The organism is Aurantimonas aggregata, assembly GCF_010500835.1.
Lineage (GTDB): Bacteria > Pseudomonadota > Alphaproteobacteria > Rhizobiales > Rhizobiaceae > Aurantimonas > Aurantimonas aggregata.
Map to the genome: position 1 here is coordinate 340053 of NZ_JAAAMJ010000002.1, position 19551 is coordinate 359603.

Below are 19551 nucleotides of genomic sequence, written 5' to 3' on the forward strand. Positions count from 1 at the left end.
TCTTCGCTTTGCCCGCCCGCAATCCTGACGGAGGTCTTCTCTTGCCATTGCCGACGCGAACCGCCCCCCTCGCCTGCCTCGTCGCCATGCTGATGGGCCTGGGTCTCGGATCCGCTCCGGCGCAGACAAGCAGCGAAACGACGGCAACCCCCGCAGCCGCGCCCGCGGGTCCGGCGGCGGGCGAGTGGCGGGAATCCACCTCGCTGATCGCCCCGTCGAAATATCCGGCGGACTTCGCGCATTACGATTACGTCAATCCCGACGCACCCAAGGGCGGGCGCCTCAACGAGACGGTGGTCGGCACGTTCGACAGCTTCAATCCGTTCGTGGTGCGCGGAACGCCCGCGGCAGGCCTGGCGGCCTTCGGCGGTGGCCTCGCCTACGACACGCTGATGGAGCAGTCCCCGGACGAGCCGGCCGTCTCCCATTCCCTGATCGCCGAGGCGATCCGCTATCCGGCCGACTTCTCCTCGGTGACGTTCCGCCTCAACCCGGATGCGCGCTGGCACGACGGCGAGCCGATCACCGTCGAAGACGTGATCTGGAGCTTTACGACGCTGACCGAGCTGCATCCGCAGTGGACCGGCTACTACAAGAACGTCACCAAGGTCGAGCAAACCGGCGAGGGCGAGGTCACCTTCACCTTCGACCAGACCGGCAACCGCGAACTTCCCAACATCATGGGTGACCTCACCGTGCTGCCGAAGCATTGGTGGGAGGGCACCGACGCCGCCGGCAACAAGCGCGACATCACCCAGCCGACTTCGGAGGCGCCGCTCGGTTCGGGACCCTACCGGATTTCCGGCAGTTCCACCGGCCAGTGGGTCGAATGGGAGCGGGTCGAGGACTACTGGGCGCGCGACCACCCGACGCGGGTCGGCCGCTACAATTACGACAGCATCCGCTACGTCTATCTGCGCGACTCCAACGCCGCGTGGGAGGCCTTCAAGAAGGGTGGCCTCGACGACTGGCGGCTGGAGAACATGTCGCGGCGCTGGGCCGAGGGCTACAACTTCCCAGCCGCAGAAAACGGCCAGGTGGTGCGCGAGACCATCGAGACCGAGCAGGTCCAGTCGATGCAGGCCTATGTGCTGAACAACCGGCTGCCGAAGTTCCAGGACCGGCGGGTGCGCAAGGCCCTGACCCTTGCCTATAATTTCGAGGAGATGAACCGGACACTGTTCTTCGGCCTCTACGAGCGCATCGCGAGCTATTTCGAGAACAGCGAGCTTGCCGCCAAGGGCCTGCCGAGCGACGCCGAGCTGAAATATCTCGAGCCGCTGCGCGGCCAGATTCCGGACGAGGTGTTCACCGAAGAATTCACCCTGCCGGTCTACAGCGATGCGGGGTCCGCCCGCGATCACCTGCGCGAGGCGCTCAGCCTGCTGCAGGAGGCCGGCTACGAACTGCGCGGCACGACGCTGGTGAACACCGCCACGGGCGAGCCCTTCACCATCGAGTTCCTCGGCAACGACCCGCAGGATACCCGCGTCCTGGAGCCGTTCGCCCGGCAGCTGGAGCGTCTCGGCATCAAGACCAATGTCCGGATCGTCGACTCCAACCAGTATATCGAGCGGATGAACAATTTCGACTTCGAGGTCGTGGGCATGGCCTACTATCCGCAGTCGCTCTCGCCCGGCAACGAGCAGCGCGACTTCTGGAGTTCCACCGTCGCCGACGTTCCCGGAAGCCGGAATTATGCGGGCCTGAAGAACCCGGCCATCGACCGGCTGATCGACGCCATCGTCTTCGCCACCGACCGCGAGGACCTCGTGGCCGCCACGCGGGCGCTCGACCGGGTGATGCTCTGGGAATATTACGTCGTGCCGCAATGGTACAAGGCGGAGGACTGGCTGGCCTATTGGAACAAGCTCGGCATGCCGGAGACCGGCCCCGCCTATTCCGGCCTCGACCCGTTTTCCTGGTGGATCAAGTCCGCCGCCGAGACCTCCACCAACTGATGGCGACGGCGCTCACGTCCCTCACCCGTCGCCGCTTCACGCAGCTGGCGCTGGCCGTCGGCGCGGTTCCGCTCCTGCCGGGGTGGGCTTTCGCGGCGGTTCCGACGGACACGCCGCTGCACGGCCTCTCGGCCTTCGGCGACCTCAAATACGGGCCGGACTACACCCATTTCGACTATGCCTCGCCCGAGGCGCCGGTCGGCGGGCAGATGAACCTCGCCGTGTCTAACTGGGTCCTCAACCAGTCGCCGGAGACCTTCGACACGCTGAACACCTTCGTCCTGCAGGGCAACGCGCCGCCCCGCATCGAAGCGCTCTATGACGGGCTGATGCTCGGCTCGCTCGACGAGCCCGACGCGGTCTACTGCGCATTGGCCGAAAGCGTCACCCTGTCCGAGGACCGCCACGGCTTCACCTTCCGGCTTCGGCCGGAAGCGCGGTTTTCCACCGGCGCGCCGGTGACGGCGGACGACGTCGTCTTCAGCTACGAGACCCTGAAGGAAGAGGGCCACCCGAGCCTCCAGGTCACGCTGCGCGAACTGGAGGACGTTGTCGCGGTGGATCCAGCGACGGTGCGGATCCGCTTCACCGAGCGCCAGAGCTACCAGGACGCACTCGGCGCGCTCAGCCTGCCGATCATGCCGCGAGCCTATTTCGCGGACAAGGAGTTTGCCCGTGTCGGCCGCGAGGGGATCCCCGGCAGCGGGCGCTTCGAGGTCGCGCGGTCCGAGTTCGGCCGCTTCATCGAATATCGCAAGCGGGCGGACTACTGGGCGAAGGACCTGCCATTCTCGCGCGGTCTCGACCTCTTCGAGACGCTGCGCATCGAGTTCTTCCGTGATCGCCAGCCGGCGCTGGAGGCCTTCAAGAAGAGCATCATCACCTTCCGCGAGGAGTTCACCTCCAAGGCCTGGGCGACCGAGTACGATTTTCCGGCCGTGGCGCGCGGCGACGTGATCACGCGCGAGTTCCCCGGCGAGAAACGGCCGAAATTCCAGTGCTGGGCGCTGAACCAGCGCCGCGAGCGCTTCGCCGACAGCCGGGTCCGGCACGCGATCAACATGTGCTTCGACTTCGAGTGGACCAACGCCAACCTGATGTTCGGCCAGCGCATCCATTCCAACTCGCCGTTCCAGTCCTCGGACTTCGTCGCCGAGGGAACCCCCTCCGCGGCCGAGCTGGCGTTGCTCGAGCCGCTGCGTGGCAGCGTCCCCGACGAGGTGTTCGGCGAGGTCTGGGTACAGCCTGTCAGCGACGGCAGCGGTCTTGACCGTGCCCTCTTGCGGCAGGCGACGACGCTGTTCGCCGAAGCCGGCTGGCGGCTCGACGGCAACCGCATGGTCAACGCTGCCGGTGAGACCTTCCGCCTCGAGTTCCTGACCTATGGCCAGGAGCAGGAACGCGTCTACGCCAAGTTCATCGACACGCTGCGGCGGATCGGCCTCGACGCCTCCCTCCGCCTCGTCGATCCGGCGCAATACCAGGACCGGGTGAACCGTTTCGACTTCGACATGATCCTCGCCGCCTTCAGCCTGAACGCTACCCCGACGCGGGAAGGCCTGACGCTGTTCTTCGGCAGCGACGCGCGGGATCGTGCCGGGGCGTACAACTATCCCGGCATGGCCAGCGAGGCGGTCGACGCGCTGATCGCGGCGGCCGGCGCGGCAGACAACCGCGACGACCTCGTCACCGCCATGCGGGCGCTCGACCGGGTGTTGCGCTGGCGGCTCGACTGGCTGCCCAACATCAGCTCGAATGTCCACCGAGCCGCCTTCTGGGACATATTCGGGTTCAAGGAGACCAAGCCCGACTATGCCTGGCCGATCGAGCGGCTGTGGTGGCTCGACCCGGACAAGGCCGAGTCCGTCCAACGCGGCTGACAGGCCCGCCAACGGTACCGGCTTTTGCGGAACCCGCGGATGCGGGCTATCAAGACGAAGCATCGTGATACAGCCCGAATCGGGCACCAAGCGCGACCACTCGGAGACGACACCCGGCCATGGGCGCCTACATCCTCCGCCGCCTGCTTTTGATGATCCCGACCCTGCTCGGGATCATGGCGATCTCCTTCATCGTGATCCAGTTCGCGCCGGGCGGCCCGGTCGAGCAGGTCATCGCCAGCCTGCAGGGCGAGGCCGGCGGCGCGACCGACCGCGTTTCCGGCGGCGGCGGCGATTTCGGCGCCAGCCAGGGCGGCGGCGAGAACTCCAGCTACCGCGGCGCGCAGGGCCTCGACCCGGCCTTCATCGCCCGGCTCGAGCAGCAATTCGGCTTCGACAAGCCGCCGCTCGAGCGCTTCGGCCTGATGCTGTGGAACTATGTGCGCTTCGATTTCGGCGAGAGCTATTTCCGCTCGATCTCGGTCTGGGAACTGATCCTGGAAAAGCTGCCCGTCTCGATATCGCTGGGGCTGTGGATCACGCTCCTGTCCTACCTGATCTCGATCCCGCTCGGCATCCGCAAGGCGCTGAAGGACGGCACGGCCTTCGACGTCTGGACCTCGGGCATCGTCATCGTCGCCTATGCCATTCCCGGCTTCCTGTTCGCGGTACTCCTGATCGTCCTCTTCGCCGGCGGCTCGTTCTACGACTGGTTCCCGCTGCGCGGCCTCCTCTCGGACGGCATCCGCGGCGACTGGTGCGCGCCTTGGTCGGAGGCGTTCGACGCCTCGCGCTGCGTGTCGCAGACCATCCCGGACTATTTCTGGCACCTGACGCTGCCGCTGATCTCGCTGGCGCTGTCGGCCTTCGCAACGACGACGCTGCTGACCAAGAACTCGTTCCTCGACGAGATCCGCAAGCAGTACGTCACCACCGCCCGCGCCAAGGGCCTGACCGAGCGCCAGGTGCTCTACGGCCACGTCTTCCGCAACGCCATGCTGATCATCGTCGCCGGCTTTCCCGGCGCCTTCATCTCCGCCTTCTTCGCCGGCTCGCTGCTGATCGAGACGATCTTCTCGCTGGACGGGCTCGGGCTGCTCGGCTTCGAGAGCATCTATCAGCGGGACTATCCGGTGGTGTTCGGCACGCTCTACATCTTCTCGCTGATCGGCCTGTTCACGACGCTGATCTCGGACCTGACCTATACGTGGATCGATCCGCGCATCGACTTCGAGCGGCGGGAGGTCTGAGCATGAACGTGATCACCTGTCCCCTCCGCCGTCATCCTCGGGCTCCGTCACTCCGTCATCCTCGGGCCCCGTCCCGAGGATCCAGGGGAACGAGGATACCGACATTGCCGGAAGTGCGTGCCGTGATCGGCGTCGCTGTTACGATGGACCGCCACTGGATCCTCGGGACGGGGCCCGAGGATGACGCCGCGTGGGTGTCAAGCGTCAGCTTCTCCCGCAGCATGGGCGGACGTCTCCGCGGCCCTTGCGCCCCTCTTGCCGCCGCGACGGGAGGGCGCTGATCATGGATGACGCCCTGAAGGATCGCCTCGACGCCGAGCGGCGGGATCGGCCGGAGTCTGGCGATGCGTTGCCGGACCAGAACGCGGCCGAGATCGCGCGTGAAGAAACCGCCGGCATCGCGCAGATGTCCCCCGAGGCGTCGCTGACCCGCCGGCCGCGGCTGTCGCCGCTGAACATTCGGCGCTGGCAGAACTTCAAGGCGAACAAGCGCGGCTACTGGTCGCTTTGGATCTTCCTTTTCCTGTTCGTGATCACCTCCTTCGCCGAACTCGTCGCCAACGACCGGCCATTGCTGGTCGAGTACAAGGGCGAGTTCTACTACCCGGTGCTCGTCGACTATCCCGAGGAGGTGTTCGGCGGCTTCCTGCCGGTGACCAATTATCGTGATCCGTTCGTCCAGGAGGAGATCGAGGCCAATGGCTGGGCCGTCTGGCCGCCGATCCGCTACTCCTACCAGACAGTCAACAACGAGATCCCGACCCCCGCGCCGTCCGCCCCTTCATGGATGTTCACCGAGGAGGAACGCTGCCAACGCTACCCGCTCGCCGTCGAGGACCCGAACTGCAATTTCGGCAACATGAACTGGCTCGGCACCGACGACCAGGCGCGCGACGTCGCGGCACGGCTGATCTACGGCTTCCGGATCTCGGTGCTTTTCGGGCTGATCCTCACCGGCGCCTCGGCCGTCATCGGCGTCGCCGCCGGCGCGGTGCAGGGCTATTTCGGCGGCTGGGTGGACCTGTTGTTCCAGCGCTTCATCGAGATTTGGTCGTCGATCCCGGTGCTCTACCTGCTGCTGATCATCGCGGCGATCCTGCCGCCGGGCTTCTGGATCCTGCTCGGCATCATGCTCCTGTTCTCCTGGGTCGCTTTCGTCGGCGTCGTCCGGGCGGAGTTCCTGCGGGCCCGCAACTTCGAATATGTCACCGCGGCACGGTCGCTCGGCGTCGGCGACTGGACGATCATGGTCCGGCACCTCTTGCCCAACGCCATGGTGGCGACGCTGACCTTCCTGCCGTTCATCCTCAACGGCTCGATCACCACGCTGACCTCGCTCGACTTCCTCGGCTTCGGCCTGCCGCCCGGCTCGCCGTCGCTCGGCGAGTTGCTGGCGCAAGGCAAGAACAACCTGCAGGCGCCCTGGCTGGGCTTCTCCGGCTTCATCGTCCTGTCGCTGATGCTGTCGCTGCTGGTCTTCGTCGGCGAAGCCGTCCGCGACGCCTTCGATCCCCGCAAGAGCTTCCGGTGAGGCCATGAGCGATCACGATCATGCCGGCCATTCCCACGGCTTTGCCGGCCACGCCCATGGTGCCAGCGAGAAGCGGATCGCCATCGCCGCGGTGGTGACCGGGCTGTTCATGGTGGCGGAAGTCGTCGGCGGGCTGGTCTCGGGTTCGCTGGCGCTGCTTGCCGATGCCGGGCACATGCTCACCGACTTCACCGCCTTGTCGCTCGGCTGGCTGGCTTTCCGCCTGGCGCGGCGGCCGCACGACGACAAGCGCACCTATGGCTATGCCCGCTTCCAGGTGCTCGTCGCCTTCGTCAACGGCATCGCGCTGTTCGCCATCGCCGGCTTCATCGTCGTCGAGGCGTGGCACCGGGTGGGCCAGCCCGGCGAGATCCTCGGCGGCACGATGCTGGCGATCGCCGCGCTGGGCCTCGCGGTCAATCTCGGCGTACTGGCGATCCTGCACGGGGCAGACAACGACAATCTCAACATTCGCGGCGCCGTGCTGCACGTCGTCGGCGACCTGCTCGGGTCGGTCGCCGCGATCGCCGCCGCCCTCGTCATCCTGTGGACCGGGTGGACGCCGATCGATCCGATCCTGTCGGTGCTGGTGGCGCTGTTGATCCTCGTCTCGGCGTGGCGCCTGGTGCGCGATGCCGGGCACCTGCTGCTCGAGGGCGTGCCGGAGGGCCTCGACGTCGACGCGATCGCCCCGCACCTCGTCGCGAACGTGGCCGGCGTTTGTGAGGTGCATCACGTCCATGCCTGGGCGCTGACCCCGGAACGTCCGATGGTCACGCTGCACGCGGCGATCGTCGACGGCGCCGAGCCGATGGCGACGATCCGCGCGATCAAGGCGGAACTGGCAAAGCGCTTCGCCATCGGCCACGCCACCGTCGAGATCGAGCGCGGCCGCTGCGCCGACGCGGCGGCCGAGGGCGATCACGCCCAACACGGGCACGCCCACGGGCATCCGGCATGAAAGGTATCGCGTCTTGACCAGCATCGCCGCCGCGCCCGCGCCAGGACCTCTGCTGTCGGTGGAGAACCTGTCGGTCGCCTTCCACCAGGGGGGCAACACCAATCTCGCCGTCGACGACGTGTCGTTCTCGATCGACCGCGGCGAGACGCTGGCGCTCGTGGGTGAGTCCGGCTCCGGCAAGTCGGTCTCGGCGCTGTCGATCCTCAAGCTCCTGCCCTACCCGTCGGCGAGCCATCCAGGCGGCGCCGTCATGTTCGACGGGGAGAACCTGATCGACGACGACGAGGACGATCTGCGCCGGGTTCGCGGCAACCGCATCTCGATGATCTTCCAGGAGCCGATGTCCTCGCTCAACCCGCTGCACACGATCGAGCGGCAGGTCGGCGAGGTGCTGAAGGTCCATCGCGGCATGCGCGACCGTGCGGCGCGTGAACGCACGCTCGAGCTGATGCACCAGGTCGGCATCCGCGAGCCGGAGAAGCGCCTCGGCGCCTATCCGCACCAGCTGTCGGGCGGACAGCGCCAGCGCGTGATGATCGCCATGGCGCTGGCCAACGAGCCGGATCTCCTGATCGCAGACGAGCCGACGACGGCGCTCGACGTCACCGTTCAGGCGCAGATCCTCGAACTCCTCAAGGTGCAGCAGCAGAAGCGCCACATGGCGATGCTGTTCATCACCCACGATCTCGGCATCGTGCGGCGCATCGCCGACCGGGTCTGCGTGATGTATCGCGGCAAGATCGTCGAGCACGGACCGACCGCCCAGATCTTCGCCGACCCGCAGCACGATTACACCAAGCATCTCCTGGCGGCGGAACCGAAGGGCAGGCCGCCAGCAGCCAACGCCAACGCGCCGCTGGTCATGGAAGCGAAGGACCTCAAGGTCTGGTTTCCGATCAAGACCGGCTTCTTCCGCAAGACCACCGACCACGTAAAGGCGGTCGACGGCGTCGACATCGCCGTGCGGGCCGGCCAGACCGTCGGCGTCGTCGGGGAATCGGGCTCCGGCAAGACCACGCTGGGGCTGGCGCTCTGCCGGATGATCTCCTCGAAGGGCGAAATCCGCTTCGACGGCGAACGGATCGACGAGCGCTCCTTCAAGGCGATGAAACCGCTGCGCGAGCGCATCCAGATCGTCTTCCAGGACCCGTTCGGCTCGCTCAGCCCGCGCATGACCATCGCCGACATCGTTGCCGAGGGGCTCGGCATCCACGAGCGCAGCCTCGACGCCGACGGCCGCGACGCCCGCGTCGTCCAGGCGCTGAACGAGGTCGGGCTCGATCCGGCGACGCGCTTTCGCTACCCGCACGAATTCTCCGGCGGCCAGCGCCAGCGCGTCGCCATCGCAAGAGCCATGGTGCTGAACCCGGGCTTCGTCATGCTCGACGAGCCGACCTCGGCGCTCGACATGAGCGTGCAGGCGCAGGTCGTCGACCTGCTGCGCGACCTGCAGAAGCGGCACAACCTCGCCTATCTGTTCATCAGCCACGATCTGAAGGTGGTGCGCGCCCTGGCCAACGAGGTGATCGTCATGCGCAACGGCCTCGTGGTCGAGCGCGGCCCGGCCGACGAGATCTTCGATCGCCCGCAGACGGACTATACCAAGGCGCTGATGGCGGCCGCCTTCGATCTCGCCGCCGCGCCCACGGGGATCGTATCGGAATGACGACCAGCCACTATCGCGATCAGCTGACCGACCAGCCCATGCCCTTCGACGTGGAAAGCGACACGCTGCTGCACGAGGGATTCCGCGACTTTCGCGTCGCCACGCTGCGCCACGCCCGGCTCGACGGCGAGGGCGAGGTGGGCCCGATCGACCGCGAATACCTAGCGACGGGGCACGTCGCAACGATCATACCCTACGACCCGGATCGCGACTCCATCGTCGTGATCCGTCAGTTTCGCTTCGCTGCCGCCCTGCAGACCGCGAACGCGGCGGCACTCGAACTGCCCGCCGGCATCGTCGACTCCGGCGAAAGCATCGAAGCGGCGGCCGCGCGCGAGCTGACCGAGGAGACGGGGCTCGTGCCCCGGGCGATCGAGGCCTGCTTCCGGATGCTGCCAGCGCCCGGCCTGACCACCGAGCATGCGACGATCTTCCTCGCCATCGTCGATGCCGGCAGCCTCACCAATTCGGCCGGCAAGGCGGACGAGAACGAGGACATCCGGCCGATCCTCGCGCCGGTCGACGACCTCATCGCCGCGGTCGACGAAGGCCGCGTCGAGAACGGCTACCTCATCGCCTGCACGCACTGGTTCGCGCGCAAGGGACGGGCCCGGGCGCAGGCGCTGCTCGGCTCGATCGACATCAGGGACTAAGCATTGACCATTCTTCTCTCCGTGACGGGTTTCGACCCCATGCGCTGGCTGGCAGCGCTGCAGCAGGCCGGGAGCGAGCGCGCGATCGTGCTCGAGCCGAAGGATTCGACCGACCCGTCAATCGAATATGCCGTGGTCTGGAAGCAGCCGCCCGGGCTCCTGGAAAACCTGCCGAACCTCAAGGCGATCTTCTCGCTCGGCGCCGGCGTCGACCACATCCTGGCGGACAAGCGCCTGCCGGACGTGCCGGTGGCGCGGATCGTCGCCGACGATCTGTCGGGCCGGATGAGCGAATATGTCGTCTGGCGGGTGCTCGACCATTTCCGCCGCGGACGCGCCTATCGCACCCAGCAGGCGCAGAAGATCTGGCACGAGCGGATGCAGCCGGCGGCGCGCGAGATCACCGTCGGCATCATGGGCTTCGGCGAACTCGGCCGGGACGCCGCAGACAAGCTGCGGGCGCTCGGCTTCCGCGTCGCCGGCTGGGGCCGCTCGCCGAAATCGGCCGAGGGCGTGGAGATGTTCGCCGGGATCGACGGGCTCGGACCGTTCCTGGCAACGACCGACATTCTCGTCGTGCTGCTGCCGCTGACCGAGGCGACGCGCGGCATCATCGATGCCAAGCTGCTGTCGCGCCTGAAGCGGGACACGCCGCTGGGCGGGCCGGTGCTGATCAATGCCGGCCGCGGCGGACTGCAGAACGAGGCGGCGATCCTCGACGCGCTGGAGCGGGACACGCTGATGGAGGCCTCGCTCGACGTCTTCACCGTCGAGCCGCTGCCGGCCACGAGCCCGCTCTGGACACATCCGCGGGTGTTCGTGACGCCGCATGTCGCGGCGTCCTCAGACCCGGACGCGCTGGCGCCGACGATCATGCGGCAGATCGCGGCGCATGGGCGCGGCGAGACGCTGCAGCATCTGGTCGATCGCTCGGCTGGATACTGAGCCGCCGATCCGGGTAACGTTCAGAATCGCCCGTTCCGTTCCGGCCGCCTGAGGGAGGGACCGCGCCCGTCCAAAAGGCCGAGATCGCGCTTCACCGCGTCGGGCAGCTCGTCGGCGTCGAGCCGGTGTGCCGGCGGCGGCTCCGACGCGATCGGCAGGCGGCCGATCGCGAGCGCTAGCAGGCTGGGCAGAAGCTTACCGAATTCCCAGGTCATGTCGGTCTCCCAAACCTCGCCGCCAGAGCGGCATTGACCGAAGAATGAGCCCGACAGGCTTGCCAAGCCAATCGAAGCGCGATCAGTTGGCATAAGGAGAGCTTATGCGAGAGGTGCGAGGCGATGAGCGGGCGATCGATGCCGCCGCTGGCGGCAGTCCGGGTCTTCGAGGCGGCGGCCCGGCATCTGAGCTTCACCCGGGCGGGCGAAGAGCTCGGCATGAGCCAGGCCGCCGTCAGCTACCAGATCAAGCTGATCGAGGAACGCGTCGGCCTGAAGCTGTTCCTGCGGCGGCCGCGCGGGCTGGTGCTGACCGAGGCCGGCGAGCGCCTGCGGCCGGTATTGACCGAAGCATTCGACATGATCGCCGCCGGGTTCGGGCAGATCATGGCGGACGACAATGCGCTGCTGCATCTCAGCGTCGTGCCGACCTTCAGCGCGGCATGGCTGGCCCCACGCATCGGCTTCTTCCAGATGCAGCACCCGAAGATCGGGGTGCGCATGGATTCCACCCGCGAAATCGTCGATTTTCGCCGTGACGCGGTCGACATCGCCATCCGCGCCGGGCGCGGGCCGTGGCCGGGCCTCGTCCAGCACCGGCTGTTCGCGACGGGCTTCACGCCGATCCTTTCGCCGAAGCTGCTGGAGCGGCTCGGCCCGCTGAAGGACCCCGCGGACCTGCTCGAAGCCCCGCTCCTCGATCCGCACGATCTGTGGTGGCCGCTGTGGTTTGCAGCCGCCGGCGTCAGCGGCTTCGATGCGACGCAGCGTCCGTTTTCGGACATGGGAGACCAGCACGTCGTCGCCCGCGCCGCCATCGCCGGCCACGGCGTCGCCATCCTCACCCCGGTCTTCCACGAGGAAGCGCTGCGGGACGGCCGGCTGGTGCAGCCCTTCGAGCTCGTTGCCGACGAGGAACACTTCTACTGGCTGTGCTACGCCGAGCCGCGGCGGAACGTGCCGAAGATCCGCGCCTTCCGGGAGTGGCTGCTGGCCGAGATGACGGCCTCGCCGTCGCCGATGACCGGCTTCGGCGCCCGGCCGGAAGGCGCGGCCTGAGGGCCGAACCCTTGTCGCGCGTCAGTGACCGCGCGCTGCCAGCCAGGCCTCCATCTCGGCGATCTCGGCTTCCTGGGCGGCGATGATGGTTTCGGCCAGCGCGGCGAGTTCGGGATCCTTGCCGTATTCGAGCTGGATCCGCGCCATGTCGATGGCGCCCTGGTGGTGCGGGATCATCGAACGGACGAAGTCGACATCGGCGTCGCCGGTGAGATCGGCGCCCATCGCCGCATGCATCCGGTCGTTGGCCTCGGCGTAGGCGCGGCTCGACGGCGCGTCTCCGGCAGCGACCATACCATGGCCCATCGCGCCGTGATCCATCTCGGCCGTGCCGTCCATCGGTGCAGCGGCGCCATGGCCGCTGTGATCCTGTGCGATCGCAGCCGGGGAAATTGCCAGCGCGGCGACAAGAACGAGGTGCTTCAACATAAGGGCTCTCCATGGTGGTGGCGCCCATCTGCGAGCTTCCTGCTACAGGAAGGTCAAGTCACGATCACCGGAACGCTGCCCGTCGCGGCGGCAGGCGCCCTGATCCGGCGGATGCTGGTCACGGCCGAGCCCCGCGCCGCGATCCGCGCGACCGCCTCGGCCAGCGGCTCGACGGCCGTCAGCATGTCGTGGGCGTTGGCATGCAGCAGCTCCGTGCCATCCAGCATGATGCCGACATGGCCCTTCCAGAATACCAGGTCGCCGCGCGCCAGCGCCTCGATGCCGGCAAGGCGCGTGCCGAGTTCGCGCTCCTGCATGTCGGTGTCGCGCGGCGCGGCGATGCCGGCCATGGTGCAGGCCAGTTGCACCAGTCCCGAGCAGTCGATCCCGGCGACGCTCTTGCCGCCCCAGAGATAGGGCGCGCCGAGGAATCGCTCGGCGACGGCCACGAAGTCCGAAGACACCGCATTCACCGGTTCCAGATGCTGCTCGACGACGAAGCCCTCAGGCAGCAGTTCGGCGTAGCTGGCATTGTGGTCGGCGGCGGTGCCGGCGATCGTGACGAGCGCGCCCATCGGCAGGAAGGAGAGCGGCGGGCGCTTGATGTCCGGGGTCGGGAAGACCAGCGTGCGCGGCACGCGGACGCGATGCGTCGGTGCCGTGCTGGCGCCGAGCGCGTCACTGGGCATGTAGCCGACATAAGCTGCTTCCGCGGAGCCCTCGGCAAGCTTCACCCACGACCAGCCCGCGTCTTCGTCGAAGACGATCACCGCCTCCCCGAAGAGCGCCTCGGTTTCCACCGGCGCATCGGGCGCCGGGCGCCGCCGCACCGGCGCCAATGGCACGGCGACACGGCGCGGCACCCCCTCGGCGAAGCGGGCCGCCTCGACCTCGCCTTCGAGGCCTTTCTCGGCAAGATCGGCACGGAAAGCGTGCCGGCGCGGATCGAGGCTGGTCATGGCGGCGGTGTCCTCGCGTCTACTTTCCGGCATCAGTCCTGGGACCGTCAGTTCCGTTCACCCGGATAGCGCTGCTTCAGCACCGCGTAGAGGGCGCGGATGCCCTGCGCCTCGCCGCCGACCGGCCCCGTAGGGCCGGGCTTCGGCCGCCAGCCGAAGATGTCGAGATGCGTCCAGCTCGCAGCCTTCTCGACGAAACCCTGCAGGAACAGGGCCGCGGTGAGCGAGCCGGCGAAGGCGTCGCTGGTGACGTTGTTGGTGTCGGCAACCTTCGACGACAGGTTCGCCGCGTAAGGCTGCCACAGCGGCATGCGCCAGAGCGGGTCGGCGACGCGCTCGCTGGCGGTGGCGAGATCGGCCGCGAAGCCGTCATCCTCGGTGTAGAAGGGCGGCAGGTCCGGGCCGAGCGCCACCCGGGCGGCGCCGGTGAGCGTCGCCATGTCGATCAGCATTTCCGGCGCCTCCTCGTCGGCGAGCGCCAGCGCATCGGCGAGCACCAGCCGCCCTTCCGCGTCGGTGTTGCCGATCTCGACGGTCTTGCCCTTGCGGCTGGTCAGGACGTCCCCCGGCCGGAAGGCGGAGCCGGAAATGGCGTTCTCGACTGCCGGGATCAGCACGCGCAGCCGCACGGCAAGGCCCCGCGCCATCACCATCTGCGCCAAGGCCAGGACGTTCGCCGCGCCGCCCATGTCCTTCTTCATCTGCAGCATGCCGGCGGCCGGCTTGATGTCGAGCCCGCCGGTGTCGAAGATCACGCCCTTGCCGACCAGCGTCACCTTGGGGTCGGACGGCTTGCCCCACGTGAGGTCGATCAGCCGCGGCGCCGAGGTGCTGGCACGACCGACGGCATGGATCATCGGGAAATTCCGGGCAAGAAGCTGGTCGCCCTCGATGGTCTCGACCGTCGCGCCAAAGGTCTTGGCCAACGTGCGGGCCGCGGCTTCCAGTTCGGCCGGGCCCATGTCGTTGGCCGGGGTGTTGATCAGGTCGCGGGCGAGGAACACGGCATCGGCCACCGCCGAAAGTTCGGCCCTGTCGACGCCGCCTGGCGTCTGGAAGCGGATCTGCGGCTGCTTGTCGTCGCCCTTCGCCCCGCCGCGATAGCGACCAAAGCGATACTGGCCGAGCAGGAGCGCCAGCGCTGCGACATCATGGTCGACCGCGGGCTCGTCGGCGAAGCGCCAGTCGCCATCGGGCAGCTTTCGCGCCAGGGCGCCGGCGAGCAGCCCCCGCCATTCGGCCGCGCCACGGCGTGGATCCGGCTTGCCGAGCCCGAGGACGGCGCTGGCGGGGGTACCGCCCTCTCCGGGCACGACGAGGACGCTTCCCGCCTCGGCGCTGAACCGCAGGGCCTTTGCCCAGGCGCGCGCCGCTTCGGGCAAGGCGTCGAGACGTCCCGTCTCGGCCAGCCAGACCGGCAGGGCTTCGTTCGTCTGATCAACCAGGGTAAGCGGCATGGCATGGATTCCAGGGGATGCAGCCGGGCGTTAACCGACCGTTAGGGTTAACAGACTATGACTGGCGAGGAGACGTGGCTCAATGAGCTGAGCCATTGGCACATCGCGGACGACACGGGAGCAGGTCATGATCGCGCGGGACAATAGAGCGATTCGCGCCTTCCGACAGGGCCTTTTCGTTACCGTGGCAGCCACGCTTCTGACCGCGCAGGGCTGCGCCTCGGTGTCGCGCGAGACCACCGGCTCGATCGGGCGATCCTCCGGCTCGGCGCCCGTCGCCGCGATGCCGGCCAGCCGGTTGCAGGGCGCCGTGCAATCCTACGGGGCAGCCTACGAGCGCGATCCGAAGGCCAAGGCAGTCGGCCTCTCCTACGCCGCCTCCCTGCAGATGGTCGGCCGCAACGACCAGTCGCTGGCGGTAATGCAGCAGGTGGCGATCGCCCACCCGAAGGACCGCGACGTCCTCTCCGCCTACGGTAAGGCGCTCGCCGCCGCCGGCGACCTGCCGAAGGCGCTGGAAACGGTGCGCCGCGCGCAGACCCCGGACTTTCCCGACTGGCGGCTGTATTCGGCAGAAGGCGCGATCCTCGACCAGATGGGCCAGTCGGCCGAGGCGCGGGGCCTCTATCGCAAGGCGCTGGACCTTGCGCCGAACGAGCCGACGGTGCTCTCCAATCTCGGCATGTCGCATCTCCTCAGCAACGACCTTCAGGCCGCCGAATCCTATCTGCGGACGGCCGCCCGCCAGCCCGGCGTCGACAGCCGCGTGCGCCAGAACCTGGCCCTCGTCGTCGGCCTGCAGGGCCGCTTCGAGGAAGCCCAGAAGATCGCCTCGGCGGAACTGTCGCCCGAGGCGGCCGAGGCCAATGTCGCCTATCTGCGGCAGATGCTGGCCCAGCAGAACACCTGGTCGATGCTGAAGGACAAGGAAGGCCAGGACGGCTGAGACCGCCGGCGCTTCCACCAGCGCGAGCCCTCCTTTTCCCATTCGATTCCCGACTGCCATCGAAGCGCGGTGCGGCAGCGACTACTGCAGCTTCATGATCTGGATGGCTGCCGGTCCGATGATCACGGCGAACAGCACCGGCAGGAAGAACAGGATCATCGGCACGGTGAGCTTCGGCGGCAGCGATGCGGCCTTCTTCTCCGCGAGGTTCATCCGGATGTCGCGATTTTCCTGCGCCAGAACCCTGAGTGCGTTGCCGAGCGGCGTGCCGTAGCGCTCCGCCTGGACGAGTGCGGTGGTGACGGCGCGCACGCCTTCGAGCCCCGTCCGCGCGGCCAGGTTGTCGTAGGCCACCTTGCGGTCGGGCAGATAGGACAGCTCGGCGCAGACCAGCACCAGCTCCTCGGCGAGCGGGATCGACTGGATGCCGATCTCCTCGGCGACCCTACGAAAGGCCGCCTCGATGGAGTTGCCGGATTCGACGCAGATCAGCAGCAGATCGAGCGCATCCGGCCACGCCCGCTGGATCGACAGCCGGCGCTTGGCCGCCTGGTTCTTCACGAACAGGATCGGCGCGTAGAAGCCGAGATAGGCGATGCCGATGCAGACCGCGACGCGCATCATCGTCGCCTGTTCGGCCAACAGGCCGAGACCGAACACGTAGAACAGGGCGACGGAGAGCATCACCAGCGGCAGCACGGCTCGGGCGAACAGGAACAGCGTCAGCGGGCGCTGGCCGCGATAGCCGGCGACCCGCAGGCTGGCGACCGTGCCCTCGTCGGCGAGCGCCGTGCGCAGGTTCAGTCGCTCGACCACCAGCGCCGCGATGCCCCGGTTCTGCTGCTGGCGCAGGCCGGCGCCGCGGCCGTTCTCCTTTTCGGTGGCAAGCCGCGCCCGCTCGCGCGCCCGCATCTCGTCGCGCTCGAGCGCTACCGAACGCATGCGGTTCTGCAGGCGGTTGCCGGCGAGCATCGGCATGGCGAAAGCGAGAAACGTGGTGAACACCGCGATGGCGATGACGGCGCTGAACACCATCGCGCTCGAGACACCCAGGAAATCGAAGAGCGATTGCATAAGTCGGCGGCCTTTCCCGGCTGTATTCCCTGCGGCCGGGCGGGTTACCGCGCGGCCTGCCCGCTCAGAAGTCGAAGCTGATCATGCGCTTCATGGTGAACACGCCGATCGCCATCCAGACCGCCGCGACGATCATGATCAGATTGCCCGAATGGGTTTCGAAGAGGATCCCGATGTAATCCGGCGTCGTCAGGTAGACGAGGAAGCCGACGATGATCGGCAACGCACCGATGATCGTCGCGGAGGCCTTGGCTTCCATCGACATCGCCTGGATCTTGCCCTTCATCTTCTTGCGCTCGCGCAGCACCTTGGAGAGGTTGGAGATGGCCTCGGACAGGTTGCCGCCGGCCTGGGCCTGGATGGTGATGACGATGGAGAAGAAATTGGTCTCGGCCGTCGGTACGTTGCGATAGAGGCGTTCGACCGCCTCGGAGGTCGAGACGCCCATCTGCTGCGTCTCGACGATCTTGCGGAATTCGCTCTTGACGGGCTCGGCCGCCTCGCCGGCGATCATGCGCAGCGTGTCGTTGAGCGGCAGGCCGGAGCGAATGCCGCGAACGATCAGGTCGAGGGCATTGGGAAATTCCTCGATGAATTTCGCCAGGCGCTTGTTGCGCAGATGCGCCAGCGCGAAGCGCGGCAGGCCGAGCCCGCCGACGATGGCGATGCCGAGCGATCCGACGAGGCCCGCGCCGAACACCAGCGCCAGGAGCCCGCTGAAGAAGCCCGTCCCGACACTGATCCACACGAACTGCGGGGCAGTGATGGTCAGCCCCGCCTGTTCGAGCCGGCGCGCCAGCGACAGCTTGCCGGTCAGTCTGTCGCGCTCGCGGGTGCGCGCCTCGAGCTCCTTCAGCGAGGTCTGGATGGTCTTGCGGCGCTTGTCCTGCTCGCGCAGGCGCTCGCGGGCGAACTTGACCGCGACCCGGTCGTTCTCGTCGCGGCTGTACTGCGACCGTCGCGCCTCGACCTTCTTCTCGGACGTGATGCGCGGCTGCAGGACCGCGTAGGCCAGGCCGCCGGCGGCGATCGTGGACAGCAGGATGAAGAGGATGCCCGCGGCCGAGGTCAGCATCAGCGCGTTCCCGCCGCGTCCGGGACGTTGCTGGCGTCGAGCGCCTGGGCGAGACGCTGTTCCTCGTTGTAGTAGCGGGCGCGGTCCCAGAAGGCCGGGCGGCCGACGCCGGTGGAGCGATGCCGGCCGATGATGTTGCCCTGCGCGTCCTCGCCCATGATGTCGTAGACGAAGATGTCCTGCGTGGTGATGACGTCGCCTTCCATGCCGAGCACTTCCGTGACGTGGGTGATCCGGCGGGACCCGTCGCGCAGGCGCGCCGCCTGGATGATGACGTCGACCGAGCCGACGATGATCTCCTTGACCGTTCGCGAGGGCAGCGAATAGCCGCCCATGGCGATCATCGACTCGATACGGTTGAGGCACTCGCGCGGCGAGTTCGAGTGGATCGTGCCCATCGAGCCGTCATGGCCGGTGTTCATCGCCTGCAGGAGGTCGAACACTTCCGGTCCGCGCACCTCGCCGACGATGATCCGCTCGGGCCGCATGCGCAGGCAGTTCTTGACGAGGTCGCGCATGGTGATCTCGCCCTCGCCCTCGATATTGGGCGGGCGCGTTTCCAGCCGCACGACATGCGGCTGCTGCAGCTGCAGCTCGGCCGAGTCCTCGCAGGTGATGATGCGCTCGTCCGCGTCGATATAGCGGGTCAGGCAGTTCAGCAGGGTGGTCTTGCCGGAACCGGTGCCGCCGGAGATCACGACGTTGCAGCGAACCCGGCCGATGATCTGCAGGATCGCCGCGCCCTCCGGCGTGATGGCGCCGAACTTGACCAGCTGGTCGAGCGTCAGCTTGTCCTTCTTGAACTTGCGGATCGTGAGCGCCGCGCCGTCTATGGCGAGCGGCGGCGCGATGACGTTGACGCGGCTGCCGTCGGGCAGGCGTGCGTCGCAGATCGGCGAGGTCTCGTCGACGCGCCGGCCGACCTGGCTCACGATGCGCTGGCAGATATTCAGGAGCTGCTGGTTGTCGCGGAACCGGATGTTGGTCTCTTCGATCTTGCCGCCGACTTCGATGAAGGTGTGGCGGGAGCCGTTGACCATGATGTCGGCTATGTCGTCGCGCGCCAGCAACGGCTCGAGCGGACCATAACCGAGGACGTCGTTGCAGATATCGCCGAGCAGTTCTTCCTGCTCGGCGATGGACATCGCGAAACTCTTGATCGCAATGATGTCGTTGACGATGTCGCGGATTTCCTCGCGGGCGCTCTCGGCGTCGAGCCGGGCCAGCTGCGACAGGTCGATCGTATCGATCAGGGCTGTGAAGACCTGCGCCTTGCGCTCGTAATAGCTGTCGGGGCGCACGCCGGGCATGCGTTCGCCCGACCGCTGGACGTCACGTGCCGGCGCCGACGGGGCGGTCGGTGCAGCCATGACCGCCACGGCATCGCGCAAGCCGGACGGCAGGCTGGGCGCCGCCGGCGGTGGCGGCGAGGCCGGCTGCGCTGCAGCCGGGCGAGCGAGCGGCTTCTCGTTCCCGCGCTTTCCGAACAT

Annotated in this window: 17 protein-coding genes; 10 read left to right on the plus strand and 7 right to left on the minus strand. The window is 67.6% G+C overall.

All coding sequences use genetic code 11. The annotated features are described in order from the left end of the window. Positions 1-86 precede the first annotated feature (86 nt). From GTW51_RS05905 to GTW51_RS05940, 8 genes are all read left to right on the plus strand, one after another. Complete coding sequence (locus GTW51_RS05905; RefSeq protein ID WP_425483230.1) at positions 87-1961, plus strand: extracellular solute-binding protein; 1875 nt, start codon at positions 87-89, stop codon at positions 1959-1961. Continuing rightward, positions 1961-3841, plus strand: a complete 1881-nt coding sequence (locus tag GTW51_RS05910) for an extracellular solute-binding protein (RefSeq protein WP_163042965.1) — start codon at positions 1961-1963, stop codon at positions 3839-3841. Before GTW51_RS05905 ends, GTW51_RS05910 begins: the two co-directional genes overlap by 1 nt. Positions 3842-3960: 119 nt before the next feature. Further along, on the plus strand, positions 3961-5091 hold the full coding sequence (locus GTW51_RS05915; RefSeq protein ID WP_163042966.1) for a microcin C ABC transporter permease YejB: 1131 nt from the start codon (positions 3961-3963) through the stop codon (positions 5089-5091). 406 nt (positions 5092-5497) lie between these two features. Next, positions 5498-6622 (plus strand): ABC transporter permease, encoded by a 1125-nt coding sequence (locus GTW51_RS05920; protein WP_163043028.1) that lies wholly within the window; start codon positions 5498-5500, stop codon positions 6620-6622. A 4-nt stretch (positions 6623-6626) separates the two neighbouring features. Further along, the gene (locus tag GTW51_RS05925) at positions 6627-7583 is read left to right on the plus strand and encodes a cation diffusion facilitator family transporter (RefSeq protein WP_163042967.1); all 957 of its coding nucleotides are present in this window, start codon (positions 6627-6629) and stop codon (positions 7581-7583) included. Between the two features lie 13 nt (positions 7584-7596). Next, positions 7597-9249: an ABC transporter ATP-binding protein gene (locus tag GTW51_RS05930; protein WP_203565908.1), complete on the plus strand. Its 1653-nt coding sequence runs from the start codon at positions 7597-7599 to the stop codon at positions 9247-9249. After that, entirely contained in the window at positions 9246-9902 is a 657-nt protein-coding gene (locus GTW51_RS05935; protein WP_163042968.1) for an NUDIX domain-containing protein, read from the plus strand. The genes GTW51_RS05930 and GTW51_RS05935 overlap by 4 nt, the downstream gene beginning before the upstream one ends. A gap of 39 nt (positions 9903-9941) precedes the next feature. Continuing rightward, positions 9942-10847 (plus strand): 2-hydroxyacid dehydrogenase, encoded by a 906-nt coding sequence (locus GTW51_RS05940; RefSeq protein ID WP_163043030.1) that lies wholly within the window; start codon positions 9942-9944, stop codon positions 10845-10847. A gap of 20 nt (positions 10848-10867) precedes the next feature. Here GTW51_RS05940 and GTW51_RS05945 read toward each other — a convergent pair whose 3' ends face one another. Continuing rightward, complete coding sequence (locus tag GTW51_RS05945) at positions 10868-11062, minus strand: hypothetical protein (protein WP_163042969.1); 195 nt, start codon at positions 11060-11062, stop codon at positions 10868-10870. Between the two features lie 123 nt (positions 11063-11185). On the opposite strand from GTW51_RS05945, the gene GTW51_RS05950 reads away from it, so the two are divergent. Further along, positions 11186-12121: a LysR substrate-binding domain-containing protein gene (locus GTW51_RS05950; RefSeq protein ID WP_203565909.1), complete on the plus strand. Its 936-nt coding sequence runs from the start codon at positions 11186-11188 to the stop codon at positions 12119-12121. A gap of 21 nt (positions 12122-12142) precedes the next feature. Here the strand turns inward: GTW51_RS05950 and copM are convergent, their stop codons facing one another. From copM to GTW51_RS05965, 3 genes are read right to left on the minus strand one after another with little or no spacing between them, the layout of a single operon-like run. Beyond that, on the minus strand, positions 12143-12550 hold the full coding sequence (copM, locus tag GTW51_RS05955) for a CopM family metallochaperone (RefSeq protein WP_163042970.1): 408 nt from the start codon (positions 12548-12550) through the stop codon (positions 12143-12145). Positions 12551-12603: 53 nt separating this feature from the next. Continuing rightward, the gene (locus GTW51_RS05960; RefSeq protein ID WP_163043032.1) at positions 12604-13509 is read right to left on the minus strand and encodes a C40 family peptidase; all 906 of its coding nucleotides are present in this window, start codon (positions 13507-13509) and stop codon (positions 12604-12606) included. A 47-nt stretch (positions 13510-13556) separates the two neighbouring features. Then, positions 13557-14966, minus strand: a complete 1410-nt coding sequence (locus tag GTW51_RS05965) for a leucyl aminopeptidase family protein (RefSeq protein WP_163042971.1) — start codon at positions 14964-14966, stop codon at positions 13557-13559. A gap of 127 nt (positions 14967-15093) precedes the next feature. On the opposite strand from GTW51_RS05965, the gene GTW51_RS05970 reads away from it, so the two are divergent. Further along, a complete protein-coding gene (locus GTW51_RS05970) occupies positions 15094-15912 on the plus strand; it encodes a tetratricopeptide repeat protein (protein WP_163042972.1) in 819 nt (272 codons plus the stop codon). An 81-nt stretch (positions 15913-15993) separates the two neighbouring features. On the opposite strand, the gene GTW51_RS05975 is transcribed toward GTW51_RS05970, so the two are convergent. From GTW51_RS05975 to GTW51_RS05985, 3 genes are all read right to left on the minus strand, one after another. Continuing rightward, positions 15994-16986 carry a type II secretion system F family protein gene (locus GTW51_RS05975; protein ID WP_163042973.1) on the minus strand — a complete coding sequence of 331 codons (993 nt, stop codon included), beginning with the start codon at positions 16984-16986 and terminating at the stop codon, positions 15994-15996. Between the two features lie 64 nt (positions 16987-17050). After that, positions 17051-18061: a type II secretion system F family protein gene (locus GTW51_RS05980; protein ID WP_163042974.1), complete on the minus strand. Its 1011-nt coding sequence runs from the start codon at positions 18059-18061 to the stop codon at positions 17051-17053. Then, the gene (locus tag GTW51_RS05985) at positions 18061-19551 is read right to left on the minus strand and encodes a TadA family conjugal transfer-associated ATPase (protein WP_163042975.1); all 1491 of its coding nucleotides are present in this window, start codon (positions 19549-19551) and stop codon (positions 18061-18063) included. The genes GTW51_RS05980 and GTW51_RS05985 overlap by 1 nt, the downstream gene beginning before the upstream one ends.

Bases quoted from the DNA above. Each gene is read 5' to 3' on its own strand.
- GTW51_RS05905 (WP_425483230.1), top strand. From the start codon at position 87: ATGCTGATGGGCCTGGGTCTCGGATCCGCTCCGGCGCAGACAAGCAGC.
- GTW51_RS05910 (WP_163042965.1), top strand. From the start codon at position 1,961: ATGGCGACGGCGCTCACGTCCCTCACCCGTCGCCGCTTCACGCAGCTG.
- GTW51_RS05915 (WP_163042966.1), top strand. From the start codon at position 3,961: ATGGGCGCCTACATCCTCCGCCGCCTGCTTTTGATGATCCCGACCCTG.
- GTW51_RS05920 (WP_163043028.1), top strand. From the start codon at position 5,498: ATGTCCCCCGAGGCGTCGCTGACCCGCCGGCCGCGGCTGTCGCCGCTG.
- GTW51_RS05925 (WP_163042967.1), top strand. From the start codon at position 6,627: ATGAGCGATCACGATCATGCCGGCCATTCCCACGGCTTTGCCGGCCAC.
- GTW51_RS05935 (WP_163042968.1), top strand. From the start codon at position 9,246: ATGACGACCAGCCACTATCGCGATCAGCTGACCGACCAGCCCATGCCC.
- GTW51_RS05940 (WP_163043030.1), top strand. From the start codon at position 9,942: ATGCGCTGGCTGGCAGCGCTGCAGCAGGCCGGGAGCGAGCGCGCGATC.
- GTW51_RS05945 (WP_163042969.1), bottom strand. From the start codon at position 11,062: ATGACCTGGGAATTCGGTAAGCTTCTGCCCAGCCTGCTAGCGCTCGCG.
- GTW51_RS05950 (WP_203565909.1), top strand. From the start codon at position 11,186: ATGAGCGGGCGATCGATGCCGCCGCTGGCGGCAGTCCGGGTCTTCGAG.
- copM (WP_163042970.1), bottom strand. From the start codon at position 12,550: ATGTTGAAGCACCTCGTTCTTGTCGCCGCGCTGGCAATTTCCCCGGCT.
- GTW51_RS05960 (WP_163043032.1), bottom strand. From the start codon at position 13,509: ATGACCAGCCTCGATCCGCGCCGGCACGCTTTCCGTGCCGATCTTGCC.
- GTW51_RS05965 (WP_163042971.1), bottom strand. From the start codon at position 14,966: ATGCCGCTTACCCTGGTTGATCAGACGAACGAAGCCCTGCCGGTCTGG.
- GTW51_RS05970 (WP_163042972.1), top strand. From the start codon at position 15,094: ATGATCGCGCGGGACAATAGAGCGATTCGCGCCTTCCGACAGGGCCTT.
- GTW51_RS05975 (WP_163042973.1), bottom strand. From the start codon at position 16,986: ATGCAATCGCTCTTCGATTTCCTGGGTGTCTCGAGCGCGATGGTGTTC.
- GTW51_RS05980 (WP_163042974.1), bottom strand. From the start codon at position 18,061: ATGCTGACCTCGGCCGCGGGCATCCTCTTCATCCTGCTGTCCACGATC.
- GTW51_RS05985 (WP_163042975.1), bottom strand. From the start codon at position 19,551: ATGTTCGGAAAGCGCGGGAACGAGAAGCCGCTCGCTCGCCCGGCTGCA.